Below are 21,126 nucleotides of genomic sequence, written 5' to 3' on the forward strand. Positions count from 1 at the left end.
AAGGAATTATTTTTTTTGCAAAAATACGGCATATTTAGTGAATTTTCAGGAAAAGATTCAAGTTCTAGTTTTAGTTTTATTTTGTAGATATTTAATTACATTTGCGAGAATCCAAATTTTAGTCATATATATTACGATAACTATCAATGAATAGAATTACAATTACCATATTTACTTTTTTTCTATTTTTTAATTTGAATCTATATTCACAAACTACACTAACTCATAATATTGGAAATGCTGTGATCCAGAATTCTATGTATTCTTGTAGTTGGGGAGGTATTTGCTGGGCGAGAAAATTTGTACTTTCAGATTTTGGAATCAAGTCTAATCAAAACTTCATAATTAATACTGGCGAAGTTGGTCTGTTTTATTCCGTTAATTGGGATACCAATCTACAATTCAATATTTATGCTATTGATTCAAACTTTCCGAGCTCTTTTTCTGAGTCAAATTTAATAGGAAGTAGTCAAATTGTTAAACTTCCAATGAGTAGTAATAACACCCAAATCATTACTGTAAATTTTGAAAATCCAATAATCGTACCCGCTGGTACTCAAGAAATATTAGTTGAAGTTTTTCAATTACACAGCACAAATAGTGAAGCACATGCATTTGTAGCCGGTACAGCTGAAGATAATGATTTTTCATGGTTTAGGTCTAAAAAGGGCGGATGTCCTCCGTATAATGAATATAAAACAACATTATCTTTAAATCGTCCAGATGCAAAATTTTACATTACTGTCAATGGAGAAGCAATAGATGATACTCCTTTTACCATAACTGTCAATAAAGATTGTAATGGACTTCAAAAACAATTCTCGTTAGTAAATAGCCTTGACATAAAAAGCGTTGTCTGGAATTTTGGAGATATAAATTCTAATACTGAAAATACAAGTACTTTAATTAATCCAACCCATACATTTTCTTCAGCCGACCAATACGAAGTTACCGCAACATTTACCGACATGCTGGGACAAATATATAATAGAACAAAGATAATTAACGTTAAATCATCGCCCATTGCCAATAAAGTTACAACTCTTTCCGCTTGTGAAAATACCTACCCAAGTGGCACTGCATCGTTTAATACATCTGATATTCAATCTGAACTCCTTGGGAATCAAACCGGAATGACAGTATCTTATTTTGATGCGAATGGTAATCCTTTCCAAAGTCCATTACCAAATCCTCTTCAAAGTAAAACTGCAATAATTAATGCAAGAGTGGCTCAAGCAGACAACCTAAATTGTTATAGTGAAACTACATTTAATTTAATAGTTAATCCTCTTAAAATACCAATTACCTCTTCGCTACAATCATTTTGCAATCCCATTAATGTAGATTTAGATGATATTTCTATAACAGGCCAGAATATAAAATGGTATAATAGTGCAACTTCCGGAATACTCTTACCAAATACAACTGCACTACAAAATGATGTAACGTATTACGCATCACAGACTATTAAAGGCTGCGAAAGCGAAAGAGTACCTGTGACAACAAAAATTCACAATACTTTACCACCAACAGCAGATACTAATCAACCTTTTTGTTCAGCCCAAAATGCAACTGTTGCCAACATTCAAGTTACAGGGAATTCTACAAAATGGTATGATGCATTAACGAACGGTTTATTATTACAAGAAACAACTAATCTTGAAGATGGAAAAACGTACTATGCTTCCCAAACTATAAATAATTGCGAAAGCCCTAGATTAGGAGTTACAGTTTCAATTGTAAACACACCATCTCCCCCAACTGGAAATGCAAATCAGCAATTTTGTAAAAGTGAGAATGCAACATTAAACGACATTCAAATAATTGGGCAAAACACAAAATGGTACGATACTGATTTCTCTGCGGCCAGTTTACCAAATACAACCTTACTAGAAGACAATAGAACATATTATGCTTCGCAAACAATTGGTTGCGAAGGTGACAGAACTCCTTTTTTAATCCGAGTTTATGATACTCCAATGCCAGGCGGAAGCGCTAATAAACAATTTTGTATAGACGAAATTGCAACTTTGGAAAATATAAATTTAACCGGAACAGCAATTAAATGGTACGATTCTCCGACAAATGGTAATATTTTATCCGAAACCACTTTATTACAAAATGGTATTTATTACGGTACACAAACATTAAACAATTGCGAAAGTAAAAGATTGGCTGTTACAGTAAAAATTCAGGATACTCAAAATCCAATTGCTGATTCACCTCAAACATTCTGTATTCAAAAAAATGCTTCAATAAAAAGCATCAACATTACAGGACAAAATATAAAATGGTATCAAAGCACATCTTCAAATATCACATTATCTGAAGCAGTAACTCTCGAAAACGGGATTACTTATTATGCTTTACAAACCATAAATAATTGCGAAAGCAACAGAATACCTGTTACTATTACTATTCTTGAAGCAACACAAGGAGATTGTATTAATTTTGTTGACGAACTTCCTTTTCCCAAATTTTTCACTCCAAACAACGATGGTTATAATGATACCTGGACAATAGATTTTGCGTATTTGAAACCTAATACAGGAATCAAAATATTTAATCGTTATGGAAAATTCATCAAAGAATTAAGTACTAATACTTCATGGGATGGAAATTATCTGGGCAGTCAGGAACCTGCATCAGATTATTGGTTTACTGCAACAAGATTAAACGGAAAAGAATATAGAGGGCATTTTAGTCTGAAGAGATAGATTTAAATTACAAAGTCCACAATCATGATACTTATTATCATGATTGTGGACTTTGTGTAAATCTTTTGTTTCCGATAAATATCGGATTACGATTAAACTTTTAAAACTTATGTTCTTCTTTGCTAATCACCAAAAATGAAAACAAAGAGATACAGGCTGCAATTGTTAAATATATCCCTACATAACTTACACTATAAGTAGAGGCTAACCAAATAGCAATCATTGGCGCAAAAGCAGCACCAAGAATTCCAGCCATATTAAAAGTCAAGGACGCACCGGAATAACGAACATTTGTTGGAAACAGCTCTGATAAAAAAGTTCCTAAAGGTCCATATGTGAATCCCATTAAAGCCATTCCGATACAGGCAAAAATGGTCACCAGAACAATGTTACCGGAACTTAAAAAGTATGAAAAGAAAAATCCAAAAATCCCGATTGCTACAGTTGCTATAATTAGCATTTTACGTCGGCCAATTTTATCTGCAACTACTGCCGAAACCGGAATAAAGATGGCAAAAAACAATACTGAAAATAATTGTATTAACAATCCGTCTCTTTTAACAATTCCTAAATCTGAAGTCGCCCAACTCAACGTAAAAACAGTCATTAAGTAAAAAACCAAAAAAGTTGTAATCGCGGCAAATGTTCCAAAAATCAATTGATTTTTATATGATTTGACAAGTACTAAAAAAGGAATTTTAACTTCTTCCTGTTCTTTTTTAGAATTTTCGAAAGAGGGAGTTTCAGTAATTTTTGTTCGAATATAAAACCCTATTACTACCAAAAGCGAACTGGCAATAAAGGGAATTCTCCATCCGTAATCCATAAAATCTTCATTACTCATTGAATCAGTCAAGAATAAAAAAGTTCCTCCTGAAAGTAATAATCCTATTGGAGCTCCCAATTGCGGAAACATTCCGTACCAGGCACGTTTGTTTGGCGGTGCATTTTCGATAGCCAATAAAACAGCTCCTCCCCACTCGCCTCCCAACCCTACACCTTGCCCAAATCGACACAGCATCAATAATAATGGAGCTGCAACACCAATACTGGCATAACTTGGCAAAAATCCAATGGCAACAGTCGAAATCCCCATCGTTAACAAAGCGGCAACGAGAGTGAACTTACGTCCTATTTTATCACCATAATGTCCAAAAAAGGCTGAACCTAAAGGACGCGATAAAAAAGCTATTGAAAAAGTAGCCAAAGATTCCAGAGTCGCCATAGTCGCATTAGAACCAGGAAAAAATAATTGCGGAAAAACCAATACTGCAGCATTGGCATAAATATAAAAATCAAAAAATTCAATTGTAGTTCCAATTAAGGAACCAAAAAGAACATGTTTTAATGAGTTCTTCTTTTTCGGGTTAGTTTCCATGTAAAATAGATATATCTTTTTTTATTGCAAAAATATAATTTCGTTATTAATAATTCACCATTATCATAAATAGTTTCAAAATAACAATCTTTTTTAACAACTATCATAAAAACTACACTTTTTAAACTGCATCCTATTTCAATTTTAAACAGCTGATTACAGGAACTTTAAAATAAAAGTAAAAAATCAAATCATAAGCAATAGTTAAAACTGAATTTAACTGCATATTTTCATTAAATTTACAGCTGTCAAAAATAAATTTAAAATTATGCCAACAGACTGTATCAGCTACCAAACTTCAGGATATTTCTCTAAATTGATGCAAGATTATTTAGATCAAAAACCAGAATTAAAGCCGCTGTACAATCATTTTCCAACATCGGAAAACTTTGAAAAACAAATCATTGAGAAACAAGCAAACTTCGATAATCAAAATCGAATGCCCTTGGTTGAAACTCTAAAAAAACAATACCAGCATATTGAAGTCTCTGATGCAACGAAACAAAACATAGAGCTTCTAGCGCTTCCAAATACGTTTACCATAACGACTGGGCACCAATTAAATTTATTTAGCGGTCCGTTGTATTTCTTATATAAAATTATTTCGACGATTAATCTGACGAAGGAATTAAAATTAAAATATCCGGCGAATAATTTTGTTCCGGTATATTGGATGGCGACAGAAGATCATGATTTTGAAGAAATCAATTACTTTAATTTTAAAGGAAAGAAATTTCGTTGGAATAAAGAAAGCACAGGTCCTGTTGGCAGACTTTCTACTGAAGGTTTAGCTGATTTTCTGGAAATTTATGCTGCGGAACTGGGATCAAGTACTAATGCTAATGTTATTAAAAAATTATTTGAAGAAGCTTATTTAAAACATGAAAACTTAGCAGATGCAACGCGCTTTTTAGCCAATAGTTTATTTGCTAACTATGGTTTAGTGATTTTAGATGCTGATGATGCAAATTTAAAACGTGCATTTATTCCTTATATCAAAGAAGAATTAGAACAACAAACTTCTTTCAAGGCGGTTCAGAAAACGATAGAACAACTTGCTGCTTATACCGTTCAGGTAAATCCGCGTGAAATTAATTTATTTTATATCGAAGATGACTTACGTGAACGCATTATTTTTGAGAATAACAAATACTTCGTTAACAATACCAAAATCTCATTTTCGAAAGACGAAATTCTAAAATTGCTAGAAAACAATCCTGAGAAATTCAGTCCAAACGTGATTATGCGTCCGTTGTACCAGGAGATTATTTTACCCAATTTATGCTATATTGGCGGAGGTGGAGAAATTGCCTATTGGCTAGAATTAAAATCTTTCTTCGAAGCCGTAAACATTACTTTCCCGATGCTTCTTGTTCGTAACTCAGTACTTTTAGCTACTGAAAAACAAGTTAAAAAAGCCGATAACCTAGGTTTAAGCTGGGCAGATCTTTTTACAAAACCAGCGAATTTAATCAATGCAATCACGCACAAATTATCTGCTTTCCCAATTGATTTAACACCTCAAAAAGAAGCATTAGAAAAACAATTTGAATATCTTTACGTATTGGCACAACAAACGGACAAGTCATTTACCGGAGCAGTCAAAGCGCAGGAAGTCAAACAAAAGAAAGGTTTAGACAATCTTGAGAAAAGATTATTGAAAGCTCAAAAACGAAAATTAGAAAACGAATTACAACGCGTAACAGATTTGCAATTCGAGTTATTCCCGAATCAAAGTTTACAGGAACGCCAAACTAATTTTTCTGAATTTTATTTAGAAAAAGGCGAACAATTGATTCCGCTTTTAATTCAAAAGTTAAAACCATTAGAAGCGAATTTTAATATAATTACAATATAAATATCGAAAAAAAACCGCGATTAATTACACGAATATTAATTCTCATGAATAAAAATTAGTGGAATTCGTGACAAAAAAACAATCCGTTTAACGGTAAAATAAAGTAATAATCCTCAGAAACAAATAACCACCTCTTCTGAAATTATTGCCTCTCTAAACCAAATAGTAACATTTAAAACAAAAATTAACCTATTTACCAAAATTATGACCAGAGAGCGCTTGATATCTTTAGATGTCTTTAGAGGATTAACCATTTTACTAATGACAATTGTAAATAATCCCGGAGACTGGGGACATGTTTACGGACCTTTATTACATTCAGAATGGCATGGCTGCACGCCAACCGATTTAGTTTTTCCGTTTTTTATCTTTATTATGGGAGTGGCAGTACCACTGGCAATGCCTGATAAATTTTATGACGGAAGCACTTTCAACAAAATTTTAGTTCGCTCTCTGCGAATGCTTTGTTTGGGGATTTTCTTTAACTTTTTTGGAAAAATACAGCTATTCGGTCTTGAAGGAATTCCACTTTTAATTGGCCGATTAATTATTACCATTGCTGTTGGTTACGCTTTAATGGGAAGTTTTAGTTCAAAAGTCAAAAACATACTGGCATTTTCAATTCTCGCTATTTATCTTTTTTTGGCATATAGCGGTATCGAAGCCTATCACGATGTGCGTTTACCGGGAGTTTTACAACGAATTGCAATTGTTTATTTTGTTGTTTCGCTTTTGTATCTTAAAACATCTCAAAAAACTCAAATTATAACCGGAATTATTTTATTACTGGGATATTGGGCAATAATGACATTAATTCCTGTTCCCGGAATTGGAGCCGCAAATCTTGACAAAGGAACTAATTTACCTTCCTGGCTTGATAGCGTTTTACTAAAAGGACATATGTATCGCGGCACTATCACCTGGGATCCTGAAGGTATTTTAAGCACATTTCCGTCGATCGTAAACGGAATAATTGGTTTATTGATTGGACAACTTTTACAAACTGATGCAATCAAAATCCAAAAAGCTCAAAAAATGGGTATTATCGGTACGATACTTATCTTTTTTGGTTTAATCTGGGATCTCGTATTCCCAATAAACAAATCACTTTGGACAAGCAGCTATGTTCTATACACTACAGGATTAGCAACCGTATTTCTAACTATACTATATTACATCATTGATATTACTAACTACAAAAAAGGTTTCAAACCATTCCTGATCTGGGGAGTAAATCCTATGATTGTTTTCTTTACCTCACAGATTATTCCGCAGGCATTAGTGATGATTGAATTTCAAAACCCACATAATCCTTTAGAAAAAATCAATCTTTTAAATTATTTATATACTTTCGGAATCGCCCCATTTTTCAGTAATCCAATGGCAGCCTCTTTAGCCGGAGCTTTAATTTATGTGGGGATCTGGACTTTTATCTTGTGGATATTCTACAAAAACAAATTAATTTTCAAAGTCTAAATGTTTCATCACATAAGCAATATAAGTTCATTTTAGAAAACAGCTAAAGTTCGGTACTGTTTTTCTACACAAAGCTATTTAAATGAACTTATATTACTTTTATGGTTCAAAAAACATCTTTCATTGGTCAAAACATTATTCTACCGTGTTTTAATTACGAATTAATTAAAATCAATTCATAAAAAAAGTATACTTTTGCACAAAATTTAATAAATATACAATGGCAACAAATAGAACGTTTACAATGATTAAGCCAGATGCAGTTCAAAACGGACACATCGGAAATATCTTAGCAATGATTACTAATGGAGGATTTAAAATCGTTTCATTAAAATTAACTCAATTAACTGTAGCTGATGCTAAAGCATTTTACGCAGTTCACGCAGAAAGACCTTTCTACGGAGAATTAGTTGAATTCATGTCTCGTGGACCAATTGTTGCTGCTATTTTAGAAAAAGACAACGCTGTAGAAGATTTCAGAACTTTAATTGGAGCTACAAATCCAGCTGAAGCTGCTGAAGGAACTATTCGTAAAGCATACGCAACTTCTATTGGAGAAAATGCAGTACACGGTTCTGATAGCGATGAAAATGCTGCTATCGAAGGTGCATTCCATTTTGCTGGAAGAGAGCAATTCTAAATTTCAGATTTCTGAATTTAGATTTTAGATTACACAATAAAAAAATCCCGTTCGACAAGTTGAACGGGATTTTTTTATGAATTTTTTAAAAAGTCAGAAATATTATCATGTCCTTTTATTTCACCTAAATCATTCAAATTTTCTTTTAAAACTAATTTTAAATCATTAAAATTACTTAGGTAATAACTACAAATACAAACAACTCTTTTTCCTTTTTCAAGAATAAAAACAGACTCAGAAACACCAAGTTTTCCACTTTCGAATAAAACCACAAAACCATCTAATTTGCTAAAGTCATAAGCTATAGACCTACCTAACCCATAATAACGCTTAACTATTATATTGTTTTTTTCAATAATTACTTTATGAACCCTGGTTCTCACTAAAGCAAACCAAAAATAAACAATAATCATAAATACTACTAAAGGAAAAGCTACACTTTCTTGTGGAGAAATAACATAAATGTAAATAGCCAAAAATGGCAAAATACTTAAAATTGAAATTAACAAAATTGGTGAAATTTTAAACTTAGAATTTACAATCATGACAATTTAAACGTTCTATTAAACACTTATCTCAAAACCACATCCGTCACCACTTCACGCCCCAACTCTTCATTAATCATTTTCACGATCTTAGTTTTTCCGTGACTCAATTCCTCTCTTAAAACCGCTGATGACAACTCTACATATAATGTACTACCTTTCAAAACCACGTTTCTTGTATACGTATTAACACCATTCCCCATCAATTGTCTCCAGGCCTCCTTTACATCAATCTGGTCCATTCCTGCCCCTAATTTATTCACCTGGATAATCTGTTGCAAAACAGCCCCAATCGTTTGATTATTTAGTCTTTTTGCCATCTCCTAATAAATTTATTGCTGCTGCTTTTTTATAATGATACTCTTTTTTTTGCTGATTTTTCACCACCAGTTTCTCGTCTGAAATCGAAATCAATTCCTCACTCCACTTTGCATAATCTGTTTTATAATCCAGAAAAACCTGCTCACCCTTAAATCGAACCGAAACATTTTCAAAAGAATCACTCGTTAAAAAAGTTCCGTCAAATTGTGGCATTACCTTCTTTCTGATTCCTTTGTTATTTTTAATATCAAAATAATCAAAACTCTCATTCATTTTGTAATCCTTCTCTTCACCCTTATCAAAAACCACTTTTTCGATTTCCCAATAACCATTTAATTTCGCAATATCAGCCGGTTTAATTTCCTGTTTGCAACTTACAAAGAAGAGTGACACAACCAAAATTATAAAAGTTTTTTTCATAGTATAAAAATATATTAAATTCAAAACTGTTCTTTTGAACAATTCTGATAATTAAAAGTATAAAAATTAGGAGCTATTCCTGCTGTACGCTATATCTTTTCCTGGCTAAAGAATCCAGAAAAAGGATATCGCTTCCATCAGGGCTAAGGCTTCGGTTTTCAAAAGAATATTTAGTAATGCAAAGTTAACTTTATAAAATTCAAAAGAAATAAAAATTCCAGAAAACAAAAATAAGATCACCATCAAGTTATAAACATTATTAAAAAAATCAACAATGCAATTTGACGCAATCTTAAAGAAGAAAAATTTACTGCTATTACTCTATCGCTTCGTACGCAATCTTTTCAGAATTCCCATAAAAAAGAATATTAAACCTAAAACCAATAAAACGTAGTAGAAGGACAAAGCTTGATCTCTGATTACATTTGCTAAAACGAAACAAATAACGCTTGCAAAATAAAAAGTAAGAGGCGTTATATTTTTTAAAGAAGAAAAACTCATTATAAACTATTTAAAAAAACTATCTACAAATTCATATTTATTAAAGACCTGTAAGTCTTCGATTCCTTCACCAACACCAATATATTTTACAGGAATCTGAAACTGATCTGAAATACCAATTACAACCCCACCTTTTGCAGTTCCGTCTAATTTAGTCACAGCAAGGCAAGTTACTTCAGTTGCAGCAGTAAATTGTTTGGCTTGTTCAAAAGCATTTTGACCAGTAGAACCGTCTAAAACCAAAAGTACATCATGAGGCGCATCAGCAACAACTTTTTGCATAACACGTTTTACTTTGGTAAGCTCATTCATCAAATTGACTTTGTTGTGCAAACGTCCGGCAGTATCTATAATAACAATATCGGCATTTTGAGCCACAGCTGACTGTAAGGTATCAAAAGCAACAGATGCAGGATCACTCCCCATATTCTGTCTCACAATTGGCACATCTACACGATCTGCCCAAACTTGCAGCTGATCGATAGCAGCAGCACGAAAAGTATCGGCAGCTCCTAATACAACTTTATAACCTGCTTTTTTAAACTGATAAGCCAGTTTACCAATTGTAGTAGTTTTTCCAACTCCGTTTACACCAACCACCATTAAAACATATGGCTTTTTATCTTTTGGGATATCAAATTCAGTTGCTTCTCCAGTATTGGTTTCAGATAACAGAGCACCAATTTCTTCACGCAGAATCTGGTTTAATTCGTCTGTACCTAAGTATTTGTCTTCAGCAACACGTTTTTCTATTCTTGAGATTATTTTCAGCGTTGTATTTACACCAACATCTGACGCTACCAGAATTTCTTCCAGATTATCTAAAACATCGTCATCGACTTTAGATTTTCCGGCAACGGCTTTACTTAACTTTGAGAAAAAAGTAGTTTTTGATTTTTCAAGACCTTTGTCCAAAGTCTCTTTTTTATCAGTAGAGAATAATTTTTTAAAAAAACTCATTTTTATAGGTTGTTAGTTTTTTAGACTATCCGATTCTTTGACAATCTAAATAATCCTAATTTTTATAGAGGTCCAATTGTTTTATATGATTCTAACAGCATTCACATCTTTTCGTTTCCACTACAGCGGAACAGTAAAGATATAGAGGATAGTAAGAATTATAGCTTAAAAAATTGCCAATTGTTATATTTCTATAAAATTTTAGACAAATATAAAAAATAAAAAAGCTACTTCCGAATGAAAGTAGCTTTTCTATATACTGTAATTGTTATTATTTCTTTTTCAAGAAAGTATCAACTTCTTCAGGAGCCATAATAGATTCTACGAATGTATATGCACCAGTTTTAGGAGATTTCACCATTTTGATGGCTTTTGATAATCTCTTAGAAGCTGTTTGTAACGATGCTACGGTTTTCTTTGCCATGATTTAAATGTTATTGAAATTCAATAAATCTTCAAATGCTACTAGTATTACAAGTATTACTTAATAATCAACATTTAAGATTGTATTAAAATCTCTAAATTATTACTTAATTTCTTTGTGAACAGTTACACGTTTCAAGATTGGATTAAATTTCTTAATCTCTAATCTGTCTGGTGTGTTTTTTTTGTTCTTAGTTGTTATGTATCTTGAAGTACCTGAAACACCAGAAGTCTTGTGCTCTGTACATTCTAAAATTACCTGGATTCTATTACCTTTCTTTGCCATCTTGCTATATATTTATTTAGGAAAGATTATTTGATAAATCCTTGTGACTGCGCTTTTTTCAAAACAGCAGAAATTCCATTTTTATTAATTGTTTTTATCGTAGATGCTGCTACTCTAAGAGTAATCCATCTATCTTCTTCTGGAAGATAAAAACGCTTTTTAACTAAGTTTACAGAAAATTTTCTCTTAGTTTTGTTCATAGCGTGAGAAACGTTATTTCCTACCATCGCTCTTTTACCTGTAAGGTCACAAACTCTTGACATTATACTTATCTTTTATCGTTATTCAAAATCAGGGTGCAAAGAAAAGAAAAATAAACGATTGAAACAAAAAATTATAGCACATTTTTTAAAATTTCTTTCTGTAATATTTCTAAACTCTTAATCACGGCTCTATCTATCACTTTTTCACGTGGTTGGCCAAAATTAAATTCTTCAACAATTATACCATCCGGAGTAGCCAAAGCAATAAAAACTGCTCCAATTTCAGCATTTGAGTCACCTTTTGTCGGTCCGGCGTTCCCGGTTGTAGCAATTGCATAGTCAGTTTTAAGTATCTCTTTCACATTCAAAGCCATAGCCGAGGCAACCTCTGCACTAACTACAGAAAATTGATCGATTAAATCCTGTGAGACCCCGAGAACATTAACCTTCACCTCTGTTGCATACGAAACTATACTGCCCTTAAAGTAGTTAGAAGCGCCGGGAACAGCTGACATAATCGAAGCTATTTTTCCTCCCGTAAAACTTTCAGCAGTTGCAATGGTCTTATTTTGCTTTGTAAGAATTTTACCAACTACAGATTCAATTGTTTCATTTTCCTCATACCCTACTATAATATCATGAATGATAGCATCTAATGATTTTACATTCTCCTCTATTGCAGCTTCAAGCAGTTCTTTATTTATTCCTCTGGCTGACAAACGCAGGCGAACTCTTCCTGGATTGGGCAAATAAGCCAACTTAATAAATTCAGGCAAATTATTCTCCCAGTCTTCAATACGTTCTGCCACTAGGCTCTCGCCCTGACCATATGTCAAAATGGTTTTATGAATGATATAAGGGCGTTTGTACTCCCGAACTATCTTAGGAACAATCTCTTCTTCGACTAAATATTTCATTTCATACGGAACTCCCGGAAGCGATATAAATACCGTATTCTCTTTCTTCATCCACATTCCCGGCGCTGTTCCCATTTTGTTGTGCAAAACGGTACATTTTGACGGAACTAATGCCTGATCTTTATTTAATTGTGAAATTGGCCGTTTATAAAAACCTTCAATCAATTCTGTCACGTGTGCAAGAACTTCCGGATTAACGACTAATTCATCATCAAAATAATCGCAGAAAGTTTTCTTAGTAACATCATCCTTCGTTGGCCCTAAACCACCTGTTATAATTACCACATCGACTTTGTTTTGCAGTTGCGCAAATGTGTCTAAAATGTGTTTTTTGTCATCGCTTATCGAAATCATTTCATGAACCTCAACACCGATCCGGTCAAGTGACTTGGCGATAAAACCAGAATTTGTATCTACAATCTGACCTATTAAAATTTCGTCTCCAATAGTAATGATAGTTGCTTTCATAGCTGTGGAATATTTTTACTTACTTATTGTAAGTTGTTATTACATAGTAGGTTGTTGTCCGCAATGATTTTGCGTGAGGGGTAGTAGCGATATCCTTTTATATAAAGGACATACATTGTTTAAACTAAAATTTCAGGGATAAAAGATACAGATCCCGAACTAAAGTACCGAATCTGTTTTTGACCTAAATTAAAAAAGATCAAAAACAGAGACATACCAAAATCTTATAGGTCAAAGTCTTTTTTAATTTCTTTGATTGCGTCCTTTACTTGTATCTTAATACTTTTAAAGGTCTCAATAATTTCTTTTTTCTTGCCTTCGGCCTTTGTCCAGGCTTCGACTTGCAGAATTTCTTCAAAAGCCACATTTAAACCCATTAAGTCTAATGTGGGTTTTATTTTGTGCGCGTAAGAATAAGCATATTTATGATCTTTTTTCTTAATTCCTTCTTTGATTTGTTTTAAATCTTCGGGAACTTCGGTAACAAATAACTTAAGAATTTCGTTTACAAATTCCGGATCATTGTCTGAAAGCGCATATACTTTCGAAAGGTTGTATTTTAAAGCCATTATTTTACTTGTATTCTGAATAATTTTTTATCTTCTAAAAAGCCTTCTAAAACATCATTTGGTTTAACCGCAGCAACACCTTCAGGAGTTCCTGTAAAAATAATATCTCCAATTTTTAAAGTGAAAAATTGCGATACATAAGAAACAAGCTCATCAATCTTCCAAAGCATAAAGCTTGTATTTCCTTTTTGAACTGTTTCAGAATTATTTGTTAACTCAAATGTAAGATTTTCCATCGAAACAAAATCAGTTTTTGGTAAAAACTCTCCAATTACTGCTGAGCCGTCAAAAGCTTTTGCTTTTTCCCAAGGCAATCCTTTTGCTTTTAGTTTGTCCTGTAAATCTCTGGCTGTAAAGTCAATACCTACACTAATTTCATCATAATATTTATGAGCAAATTTAGGTTCGATATACTTCCCTACCTTATTAATTTTAACAATTATTTCTATTTCGTGATGAATCTCTTCAGAAAATTCCGGAATTACAAACGGATGCTGCTTTAACAAAACTGCTGAATCCGGTTTCATAAAAACCACAGGTTCTGTTGGGCGCTCGTTTTTTAACTCCTCAATATGATTGGTATAATTTCTACCGATACAGATTATTTTCATTCTTTTTTGAGTTACTAAGTTACTAAGCTACTAAGGCCTTAAGAAACTATGTAAAAAAAACTTAGCAACTCAGAGCCTTAAGAACTTAGTCTCTTTATTTCGTATTTAACTTTCTTAATTTAATTGCCGTTAAAACTTTTTTGGTATACAAAGGAAAATCAGCGTTTTGAATCCAACTGAAATAGCCAGGCTCGGTTTCAAGGATTTTATCGACTTTGGCACCTTTGTGTTTTCCGAAGGTAAAGACTTCTTCGTTATCCTTATCAAAAGCAATCATTCCGGCAAAATCAGCGATTTTTTTACGGGTTGTAAATTCAGACAATGATTTCATATCATTCTCTAAATCCGGATAACGATCTAATTGTGCTTTTAGAATTTCATAGGTTGCCATTGTATCTGCTTCTGCAGAATGGGCATTTTCAAGACTTTTTCCGCAATAAAATTTCAATGCAGCACTTAAAGTACGTTCTTCCATTTTATGAAAGATAGTCTGCACATCTACAGAAACTTTATTTTTCATATCAAAATCAACTCCCGCGCGAAGCAATTCTTCTGCCAATAACGGAATATCAAAACGATCTGAATTAAAACCTCCCAAATCACTGTCCTTAATCATAGTATGAACTTGCATTGCCAGTTCTGCAAAAGTAGGCTCGTTGGCCACTTTTTCATCTGTAATACCATGAACCGCGGTTGTTTGTGCCGGAATTGGAATCGTGGGATTCACTAACCAGGTTTTACTTTCTTTATTTCCGTTTGGAAAAACTTTGAATATCGAAATTTCTACAATTCGATCTTTTCCGATGTCAATTCCAGTTGTTTCAAGATCAAAAAAGCAAATTGGTTTGTTCAGTTTCAGTTCCATTTTTTAATTTTATAAGATTACAAATGTAATTTTTAAAGCGGAATTTCCTCTTTTATTCTTGATTTTTTTAAACAAAAAAGGGCTCAAATTTGCGATTTTAACTTTTAAATTCATTCTGAAAGAAAGCTCTTGTTCATTTCCTAACCTTTTCTTACAAACAAAAAAACCCGGAAAATCACTAAAATCTTCCGGGTTTCGAATTTATTTTTATGTGATTTAAAAATCTCTGTCTATATCAAAAGCTTCTAAATACTCTGCTACTCTTTTTACAAAGCTTCCTCCTAACGCTCCATCTACAACTCTGTGATCGTAAGAGTGTGACAAGAACATTTTTTGACGGATTCCGATAAAATCACCTTCCGGAGTCTCTATAACCGCAGGCACTTTACGAATTGCACCAAGAGCAAGGATTCCCACTTGAGGCTGATTGATAATTGGAGTTCCAAAAACACTGCCAAAAGTACCTACGTTAGTTACCGTATAAGTTCCACCTTGAGTATCGTCCGGTTTTAGTTTTCCTGCTTTAGCACGATTTCCTAAATCGTTAACCGCTTTTGCCATTCCAACAAGATTCAACTGATCAGCATTTTTAATTACCGGAACAATTAAATTTCCGTTTGGTAAAGCCGCAGCCATTCCTAAATTTATATTTTTCTTTTTGATGATATATTCACCATCAACGGAGATATTCATTCCCGGAAAATCTTTTAATGCTTTTGCAACCGCCTCCATCATAATTGGCGTAAAAGTCAACTTCTCACCTTCCCTTTTCTCGAAAGCGGTTTTAACTTTTTCTCTCCATTTTACAATATTCGTTACGTCAACCTCAATAAAGGATTGTACGTGAGCCGAAGTTTGTATTGAAGCCATCATATATCCTGCAATCAACTTTCTCATTCTGTCCATTTCGATGATTTCATCACCACCATTTACAGAAATCGGAACTGCTTGTTGACTTTTCTGAACCGGAGCAGCTATTGGTTGTGCTTTTGGAGCAGCAACAACGGCTTTTGGAGTTTCGACACCCGATTTACGAGTTTCAATATATTTTAGAATATCTTCTTTTGTGACACGTCCGTCTTTTCCTGAACCAGCAATATTTTCTAATTCAGCAACAGAAATACCTTCTTCTTTTGCAATATTTTTTACTAACGGAGAAAAGAATTTATCAGATGCAGAAAAATCCTGTGCAGATGAAACTGACTCTTTTACAACTTCGATTGTTTGTTCAATGACCGCGGCTTCTGCAGGAGCAGCAACTTCAGCTTTTGCAGCTGGTGCGTCACCTTCTGTTTCAATAATCGCAATAGTTTGTCCTACCTGAACTAAATCATCTTTACCAAATAATTGCTCAACTAAAACTCCTGATACTTCACTTGGCACTTCACTGTCAACCTTATCAGTTGCAATTTCAAGTACAGCTTCATCAGCTTCAATTTTATCTCCCACTTCTTTCAACCAGTTGGTAATAGTTGCTTCAGCGACACTCTCTCCCATTTTAGGAAGTTTCAATTCAAATCTTGCCATATTGTTAACCTAAAAGGTGATTTTGATTTTCAGATTGCGAAATTACTGAATATTATAAATATAAATTACATTTAATATAATTTTTTACTCAATTTTTACAATTTGCCCCCTATCATTTCGTGAATTGCTTCCAATAATAAAATTTATGTTTTTGGGGAAAATCTTAAAAGTAACGTTCTTATCTTTAAGAGTTTTTATGATTTTGACACATTTTTCGAATGAAACATACTGATTATCCAAAATAATCCCAACCCTTTTGCCCTTAAAAATCAGGGACGAATTTACCATTTTTTCTTTTTTTAAATTCATAAACACCACTTTATTTTTCGAAATAAAGGGCAATTTTTCAGACAAAATTCTATTTGCAGCGTAAAAAGCAATACTTTCCGCTTAAGGTTTTGCTTTTATTTTAACCTGAAACATTTTCATAAAAGAGAAAAAATAATTTCCGATTTGAATAAAAAATACAAAGCTTTCTGAGTAATGCAATTTTATAATTACCCGTAATTACCGTAAAATGAAGGAATTGTTTTTGTTTTTGTTTTTTTTTTGCAGAGCTAAAAATTCTCAGCCAAACCTAATCGCAATGACCAATCGTTTTTACTAACCCCAAAATCCAAGACCAGATTACTATTATTTTGTTTGTTCCATTTAATACGTAATCCGGTTCCGACAGCGGGATTCCATTTTTTAAAATCATAAGTATCTAATTTAGAAACCGAAGAAATATTGGTAAAAAACACAGCCCTAAAAAACCATTTTTAGTAATATCTGTCCTGTATTCTGTTTCAAAATAAATTAATGCATTGCTGCGGAATCTATTTCTGGTAAAACCCCGACCTGTTTTTCCGTCGCGATCCCAACCAATACTTGGCAAATCGAGATAATGAGGTTTTCCGCCAAAAGTAGACCAGTAAAAAGCTCTGTATGCTAGAACCCTGTGCTTGTATTTATTAAACGAATGATATTTTCGGGCATCAAAATAAATCGATTTCCATTTTTCACCATTTACTCCACTTGTATTAATTCTGTAATCTGCTTCGACATATAAGCCTTGTTCAGGATTTACGTTGTTTTTTCTCGAATCGTATAATCCTTGTATAGCAACCCCAAAAGAAGTTTCATCAGAGAAATCCCCATTCATATATTTTGAGTAATCAGTTTGATCCTCTACATAAGATTGCTCAGAAATATTTTGATAACTATCGAACAACAAACCAAGTCCCAATCTAAAATCGCCAATAATTTTTCGGGTTGCAAATTGATAAAACCGCCATTGCTGATAATCCAGAATCGACATTTCCTTATCTGTATTATGTCCGCCTAATCCATAAGTTGGCTGAGGATAAATCATATACCGATAATCTCCAATAAAATTCCAATTATTGTCTTTTGTGTAAATATAAGATTGAACAGGAAAAACATATTGTTTGGTAAAACTAAAATAAGGCGAAAAAGAAATCTGGGACATTTTGGTAGTATTACTGTCACCAAGATAAAATGTAGTTAAAAATGAAACTACCAATCCGGCATTTTTATTCGCATCGATAGGAACCGGAAGCAAAGAAAAAACCACTTTTTTATCGGGATTCATTCGAAGCGAATCATTTTTATGAAAAAGTTTATACAGAACATCTAAAATATCCTTTTTATTATTTGCAACTGAATCGTTTTGCGAATAACAAAATGGTGACAGGAAAAAGAAAAACAAAACAATTACGGATTTTACTTTTTTCATTTCGTAAGCTTTTCAACAACAACTTCTTACAAATTTAAACTTAAATTTAAAACGGAAGCTAATTTTATAAATAATAAAAAAGAAAACTATAACAGATTGCAAAAAAGCATATTTTTGGTTTTGAATAATGATACCATTTCTATGAAAAAGAAAATATTAAGTAAATTCAATTCGTTGCTTTTAATTCTAATAACGGGATTTTTCATGTTTGGATTTACTTCTTTAAAAAAAGATTCAGACAGGAATTTAGTAAAAACCTCAACTTGGTATATTGCGGGACCTTCTGTAGAAAATCAGGAAACAATTAATCGCATTCGGCAAGAAAAAGAGATCATTAAAGTTACTGCAAAAGACAATCCTACAGGAGAAATTGAATTGAATGTCCTGATTACAGATTCAGATTCGAATGATGGCGCTCCGACTAATTTATCTGACCATTCTAAATTTGTGACTATTACCTATAAATCATCACATTTAATAAAATTACAAGCCCGCGAAGGCAATAAAGAAGGAACAGGCTGCGTTCATGGAGGTTCACATCCTAGAGTTGATTTAGAAGCCTCACCAAAAAAATTTACAACAGTTAAAATTCCATGGTCTGATTTTAAACAAGACGGATTATCTCACGGTACACTTTTAAACCCTCACAATCTTTGTAAATTCAATTTTGTGAATTACAATCCGGTTTCAGGAGCATTTTTAGAAATTAAAGCAGTTATAGTTCAAAATTAAAAAACATGAAAACAAAACTTTTTATTTTACTTTTTGTTACCGTATTATTTTCCAATTTCGGCTATAGCCAAAAAAAAACTATTACCTCAAAAATAGATATTAATGGCGTTTGGGAAGATATTAATCCTGACGTTCAGAATGCAGTTGTTATTATCTCAGAACTAAACGGAAAAGTTATTTTCTCTCATTATCTGGAATGGAAAGGGAAAAAATTTGTAGAAAGTGGTACAGGAAAACGAATTGGAAACACAGTTGGTTACACCGTAGATGTCACTTTACCAATTAAAGGCTGGGCAACGGCAGGAACACACACTTTGACATTATCTGAAGACGGAACCACGCTTGAAGGAACTTTCGTCGACAATAAAAAAAGAACAGGTCCAATTGCGTTTAAGAGAATCCGTTAAATTTTTTTTCAGGTTGAAATGAGATTTTAACCGCAAAGTCCGCAAGTTTTTTTTTATTTAATTCTTTATTAAAATGCAAAGTTCGCAAAGCTTTATGTTTAAAACTTTGCGAACTTTGCGTAAATTTTATTAAGCTTTACGGTTAATTCTTTTGCCACAGATTAAAAGATTTTCTTAATGCAATAATAAAAATAATTCGCACCGCTTTATAAGCTTCGAATTCTTTCAAAAGTTAAATCTTAGCGAACTTTTCGTAAATCTTTGCGACCTTTGCGGTTAAACAACTATTACAAATGCAATTGAATCTTATACTTGTTGCATAATTTCATGACAAACAACATAATGGTCGAAAACACCAATGACCAGATAATTCCCGGAACTCCTTCTCTAAAATATCCCGGAATAATATGAATTTGAAAAGCTTTACAGAAATAATAAATTACACCAGGCAAAATATAAATCAATAACGGATTTGCGGCTGCAGGCATAAAGAAATTACTCCATTTTGTTTGTTTTTTAATTTCCATCAGCCAATATAAAAAGTAGAATAAAACCGTACAGATTGTTGCAGAAAACATTGTCCAGGATGGAGTGCTTTTAATTTTTGAGATTCCAAAATAAGGTCTTAATAAATATCCTGTTACAAAAAACAAAACCGCAAAACCTACTACGGCCCAATTGATTTTGGCAGCTACTTTTCGATCAAAAAATAACAACGAAATTACCACTCCGGCAGAAACTACTGCAGCGTGGGTTAAATGTCCGGCTATAAAACCAAACCAGGGAATTTGATGTAATGCAGATCCTTCGGTTAAATTTATTGCATTTGCCGCCACGCAAACTACTAAAAAAGCAATCATTGCCCATAATCTTCCCGAAACAATCCAATAATATACAACTGTAAAAAGATACGCCCAACCAATTAACCCTAGAATTCCCCACCATTTTGGCGTGATCCCAATTTCGCCTGTTTCCTCCTGAACATATAAAAAATATAGCGCTACTAAAACCAGCATTCCGCCATAATGAAGTGTGTTTTTTAACCAAACCGGAAAATCTTTTGGGTATTTATTCCAAATCGGAATTGGCATCGCATACGCTAAAAGTCCCCAAAACACAGGTTCGATGATCATTTTTGACGCATCATATCCATATTCTGCATTGACCATATAAACACCAATGACAATTAATGCCAAAGCTCTTTTTAAAGTGTGTGTCCAGATTGTTTTAGCACTATCGCCTTTGAGTAAACGGGCATTAAATGCAAAAGGAACTGACATTCCCACAATAAATAAAAAAGCTGGAAAAACTACATCTACAAATGTCATTGCATCAGCATCAGCCGGCATATGTTTCATCCATTGTGGTACATTTTTGACACTTGCCAATTCGTTTACAAAAATCATAATAAAAATGGTAATTCCTCGTAAAGCATCAATAGAAATAATCCTTTGATTGTATAAATTTTCTTTAATTTTCATAAAAATGTAGGTTTTTAGCAATCTCAAATATAACATAATTCCGAAACCTTCAATTACATTTGTTACATAAAAAACCAACAATA

Annotated in this window: 21 protein-coding genes; 6 read left to right on the plus strand and 15 right to left on the minus strand. The window is 32.9% G+C overall.

What is annotated here, in order from left to right; genetic code table 11:
• The first annotated feature begins 146 nt into the window (after positions 1 to 146).
• A complete protein-coding gene (locus QLQ94_RS23880; RefSeq protein ID WP_482498728.1) occupies positions 147 to 2,717 on the plus strand; it encodes an Ig-like domain-containing protein in 2,571 nt (856 codons plus the stop codon).
• Positions 2,718 to 2,817: 100 nt separating this feature from the next.
• Here the strand turns inward: QLQ94_RS23880 and QLQ94_RS23885 are convergent, their stop codons facing one another.
• Positions 2,818 to 4,095 (minus strand): MFS transporter, encoded by a 1,278-nt coding sequence (locus QLQ94_RS23885; protein ID WP_271334396.1) that lies wholly within the window; start codon positions 4,093 to 4,095, stop codon positions 2,818 to 2,820.
• Between the two features lie 268 nt (positions 4,096 to 4,363).
• On the opposite strand from QLQ94_RS23885, the gene bshC reads away from it, so the two are divergent.
• From bshC to QLQ94_RS23900, 3 genes are all read left to right on the plus strand, one after another.
• Positions 4,364 to 5,953, plus strand: coding sequence for a bacillithiol biosynthesis cysteine-adding enzyme BshC (gene bshC / locus QLQ94_RS23890; protein ID WP_271334397.1), 1,590 nt, complete (start codon positions 4,364 to 4,366; stop codon positions 5,951 to 5,953).
• 204 nt (positions 5,954 to 6,157) lie between these two features.
• On the plus strand, positions 6,158 to 7,429 hold the full coding sequence (locus QLQ94_RS23895) for an acyltransferase family protein (protein WP_482498730.1): 1,272 nt from the start codon (positions 6,158 to 6,160) through the stop codon (positions 7,427 to 7,429).
• 220 nt (positions 7,430 to 7,649) lie between these two features.
• The gene (locus tag QLQ94_RS23900) at positions 7,650 to 8,069 is read left to right on the plus strand and encodes a nucleoside-diphosphate kinase (protein ID WP_055095565.1); all 420 of its coding nucleotides are present in this window, start codon (positions 7,650 to 7,652) and stop codon (positions 8,067 to 8,069) included.
• Positions 8,070 to 8,143: 74 nt separating this feature from the next.
• Here the strand turns inward: QLQ94_RS23900 and QLQ94_RS23905 are convergent, their stop codons facing one another.
• From QLQ94_RS23905 to QLQ94_RS23965, 13 genes are all read right to left on the minus strand, one after another.
• Positions 8,144 to 8,614, minus strand: coding sequence for a hypothetical protein (locus QLQ94_RS23905; RefSeq protein ID WP_427401679.1), 471 nt, complete (start codon positions 8,612 to 8,614; stop codon positions 8,144 to 8,146).
• Positions 8,615 to 8,640: 26 nt separating this feature from the next.
• A complete protein-coding gene (locus tag QLQ94_RS23910) occupies positions 8,641 to 8,934 on the minus strand; it encodes a DciA family protein (RefSeq protein WP_271334400.1) in 294 nt (97 codons plus the stop codon).
• Positions 8,915 to 9,355, minus strand: a complete 441-nt coding sequence (locus QLQ94_RS23915; protein WP_271334401.1) for a lipocalin family protein — start codon at positions 9,353 to 9,355, stop codon at positions 8,915 to 8,917. Before QLQ94_RS23915 ends, QLQ94_RS23910 begins: the two co-directional genes overlap by 20 nt.
• Before the next feature lie 507 nt (positions 9,356 to 9,862).
• The gene (gene ftsY / locus QLQ94_RS23920; RefSeq protein ID WP_271334402.1) at positions 9,863 to 10,816 is read right to left on the minus strand and encodes a signal recognition particle-docking protein FtsY; all 954 of its coding nucleotides are present in this window, start codon (positions 10,814 to 10,816) and stop codon (positions 9,863 to 9,865) included.
• Between the two features lie 271 nt (positions 10,817 to 11,087).
• Positions 11,088 to 11,240, minus strand: a complete 153-nt coding sequence (locus tag QLQ94_RS23925; protein ID WP_072961632.1) for a DUF4295 domain-containing protein — start codon at positions 11,238 to 11,240, stop codon at positions 11,088 to 11,090.
• A 102-nt stretch (positions 11,241 to 11,342) separates the two neighbouring features.
• On the minus strand, positions 11,343 to 11,525 hold the full coding sequence (gene rpmG, locus QLQ94_RS23930) for a 50S ribosomal protein L33 (RefSeq protein ID WP_047778459.1): 183 nt from the start codon (positions 11,523 to 11,525) through the stop codon (positions 11,343 to 11,345).
• A 26-nt stretch (positions 11,526 to 11,551) separates the two neighbouring features.
• The gene (rpmB, locus tag QLQ94_RS23935) at positions 11,552 to 11,788 is read right to left on the minus strand and encodes a 50S ribosomal protein L28 (RefSeq protein WP_072961635.1); all 237 of its coding nucleotides are present in this window, start codon (positions 11,786 to 11,788) and stop codon (positions 11,552 to 11,554) included.
• Between the two features lie 71 nt (positions 11,789 to 11,859).
• The gene (locus tag QLQ94_RS23940; RefSeq protein WP_482498733.1) at positions 11,860 to 13,113 is read right to left on the minus strand and encodes a CinA family nicotinamide mononucleotide deamidase-related protein; all 1,254 of its coding nucleotides are present in this window, start codon (positions 13,111 to 13,113) and stop codon (positions 11,860 to 11,862) included.
• Positions 13,114 to 13,337: 224 nt separating this feature from the next.
• A complete protein-coding gene (locus QLQ94_RS23945; protein ID WP_127339700.1) occupies positions 13,338 to 13,682 on the minus strand; it encodes an Hpt domain-containing protein in 345 nt (114 codons plus the stop codon).
• Positions 13,682 to 14,293 carry a fumarylacetoacetate hydrolase family protein gene (locus tag QLQ94_RS23950; protein WP_271334404.1) on the minus strand — a complete coding sequence of 204 codons (612 nt, stop codon included), beginning with the start codon at positions 14,291 to 14,293 and terminating at the stop codon, positions 13,682 to 13,684. Before QLQ94_RS23950 ends, QLQ94_RS23945 begins: the two co-directional genes overlap by 1 nt.
• Positions 14,294 to 14,387: 94 nt before the next feature.
• On the minus strand, positions 14,388 to 15,158 hold the full coding sequence (locus QLQ94_RS23955; protein ID WP_271334405.1) for a 3'-5' exonuclease: 771 nt from the start codon (positions 15,156 to 15,158) through the stop codon (positions 14,388 to 14,390).
• Positions 15,159 to 15,374: 216 nt separating this feature from the next.
• Positions 15,375 to 16,685, minus strand: coding sequence for a dihydrolipoamide acetyltransferase family protein (locus QLQ94_RS23960; protein ID WP_271334406.1), 1,311 nt, complete (start codon positions 16,683 to 16,685; stop codon positions 15,375 to 15,377).
• Between the two features lie 706 nt (positions 16,686 to 17,391).
• Positions 17,392 to 18,423, minus strand: a complete 1,032-nt coding sequence (locus QLQ94_RS23965) for a hypothetical protein (protein WP_482498736.1) — start codon at positions 18,421 to 18,423, stop codon at positions 17,392 to 17,394.
• Between the two features lie 141 nt (positions 18,424 to 18,564).
• Between QLQ94_RS23965 and QLQ94_RS23970 the strand changes: the two genes are divergently transcribed.
• Both QLQ94_RS23970 and QLQ94_RS23975 read left to right on the plus strand, forming a co-directional pair.
• Positions 18,565 to 19,155 (plus strand): hypothetical protein, encoded by a 591-nt coding sequence (locus QLQ94_RS23970; protein ID WP_271334408.1) that lies wholly within the window; start codon positions 18,565 to 18,567, stop codon positions 19,153 to 19,155.
• Between the two features lie 5 nt (positions 19,156 to 19,160).
• Positions 19,161 to 19,562 carry a hypothetical protein gene (locus QLQ94_RS23975; RefSeq protein ID WP_482498738.1) on the plus strand — a complete coding sequence of 134 codons (402 nt, stop codon included), beginning with the start codon at positions 19,161 to 19,163 and terminating at the stop codon, positions 19,560 to 19,562.
• 287 nt (positions 19,563 to 19,849) lie between these two features.
• On the opposite strand, the gene QLQ94_RS23980 is transcribed toward QLQ94_RS23975, so the two are convergent.
• The gene (locus tag QLQ94_RS23980; RefSeq protein ID WP_271334410.1) at positions 19,850 to 21,043 is read right to left on the minus strand and encodes a DUF5009 domain-containing protein; all 1,194 of its coding nucleotides are present in this window, start codon (positions 21,041 to 21,043) and stop codon (positions 19,850 to 19,852) included.
• Between the last annotated feature and the right edge of the window lie 83 nt (positions 21,044 to 21,126).

It is taken from the genome of Flavobacterium sp. B114r, from assembly GCF_056824125.1.

Coding starts and splice junctions, on each gene's coding strand:
- QLQ94_RS23880 (WP_482498728.1), top strand. CDS start 147: ATGAATAGAATTACAATTACCATATTTACTTTTTTTCTATTTTTTAAT.
- QLQ94_RS23885 (WP_271334396.1), bottom strand. CDS start 4,095: ATGGAAACTAACCCGAAAAAGAAGAACTCATTAAAACATGTTCTTTTT.
- bshC (WP_271334397.1), top strand. CDS start 4,364: ATGCCAACAGACTGTATCAGCTACCAAACTTCAGGATATTTCTCTAAA.
- QLQ94_RS23895 (WP_482498730.1), top strand. CDS start 6,158: ATGACCAGAGAGCGCTTGATATCTTTAGATGTCTTTAGAGGATTAACC.
- QLQ94_RS23900 (WP_055095565.1), top strand. CDS start 7,650: ATGGCAACAAATAGAACGTTTACAATGATTAAGCCAGATGCAGTTCAA.
- QLQ94_RS23905 (WP_427401679.1), bottom strand. CDS start 8,614: ATGATTGTAAATTCTAAGTTTAAAATTTCACCAATTTTGTTAATTTCA.
- QLQ94_RS23910 (WP_271334400.1), bottom strand. CDS start 8,934: ATGGCAAAAAGACTAAATAATCAAACGATTGGGGCTGTTTTGCAACAG.
- QLQ94_RS23915 (WP_271334401.1), bottom strand. CDS start 9,355: ATGAAAAAAACTTTTATAATTTTGGTTGTGTCACTCTTCTTTGTAAGT.
- ftsY (WP_271334402.1), bottom strand. CDS start 10,816: ATGAGTTTTTTTAAAAAATTATTCTCTACTGATAAAAAAGAGACTTTG.
- QLQ94_RS23925 (WP_072961632.1), bottom strand. CDS start 11,240: ATGGCAAAGAAAACCGTAGCATCGTTACAAACAGCTTCTAAGAGATTA.
- rpmG (WP_047778459.1), bottom strand. CDS start 11,525: ATGGCAAAGAAAGGTAATAGAATCCAGGTAATTTTAGAATGTACAGAG.
- rpmB (WP_072961635.1), bottom strand. CDS start 11,788: ATGTCAAGAGTTTGTGACCTTACAGGTAAAAGAGCGATGGTAGGAAAT.
- QLQ94_RS23940 (WP_482498733.1), bottom strand. CDS start 13,113: ATGAAAGCAACTATCATTACTATTGGAGACGAAATTTTAATAGGTCAG.
- QLQ94_RS23945 (WP_127339700.1), bottom strand. CDS start 13,682: ATGGCTTTAAAATACAACCTTTCGAAAGTATATGCGCTTTCAGACAAT.
- QLQ94_RS23950 (WP_271334404.1), bottom strand. CDS start 14,293: ATGAAAATAATCTGTATCGGTAGAAATTATACCAATCATATTGAGGAG.
- QLQ94_RS23955 (WP_271334405.1), bottom strand. CDS start 15,158: ATGGAACTGAAACTGAACAAACCAATTTGCTTTTTTGATCTTGAAACA.
- QLQ94_RS23960 (WP_271334406.1), bottom strand. CDS start 16,685: ATGGCAAGATTTGAATTGAAACTTCCTAAAATGGGAGAGAGTGTCGCT.
- QLQ94_RS23965 (WP_482498736.1), bottom strand. CDS start 18,423: ATGAAAAAAGTAAAATCCGTAATTGTTTTGTTTTTCTTTTTCCTGTCA.
- QLQ94_RS23970 (WP_271334408.1), top strand. CDS start 18,565: ATGAAAAAGAAAATATTAAGTAAATTCAATTCGTTGCTTTTAATTCTA.
- QLQ94_RS23975 (WP_482498738.1), top strand. CDS start 19,161: ATGAAAACAAAACTTTTTATTTTACTTTTTGTTACCGTATTATTTTCC.
- QLQ94_RS23980 (WP_271334410.1), bottom strand. CDS start 21,043: ATGAAAATTAAAGAAAATTTATACAATCAAAGGATTATTTCTATTGAT.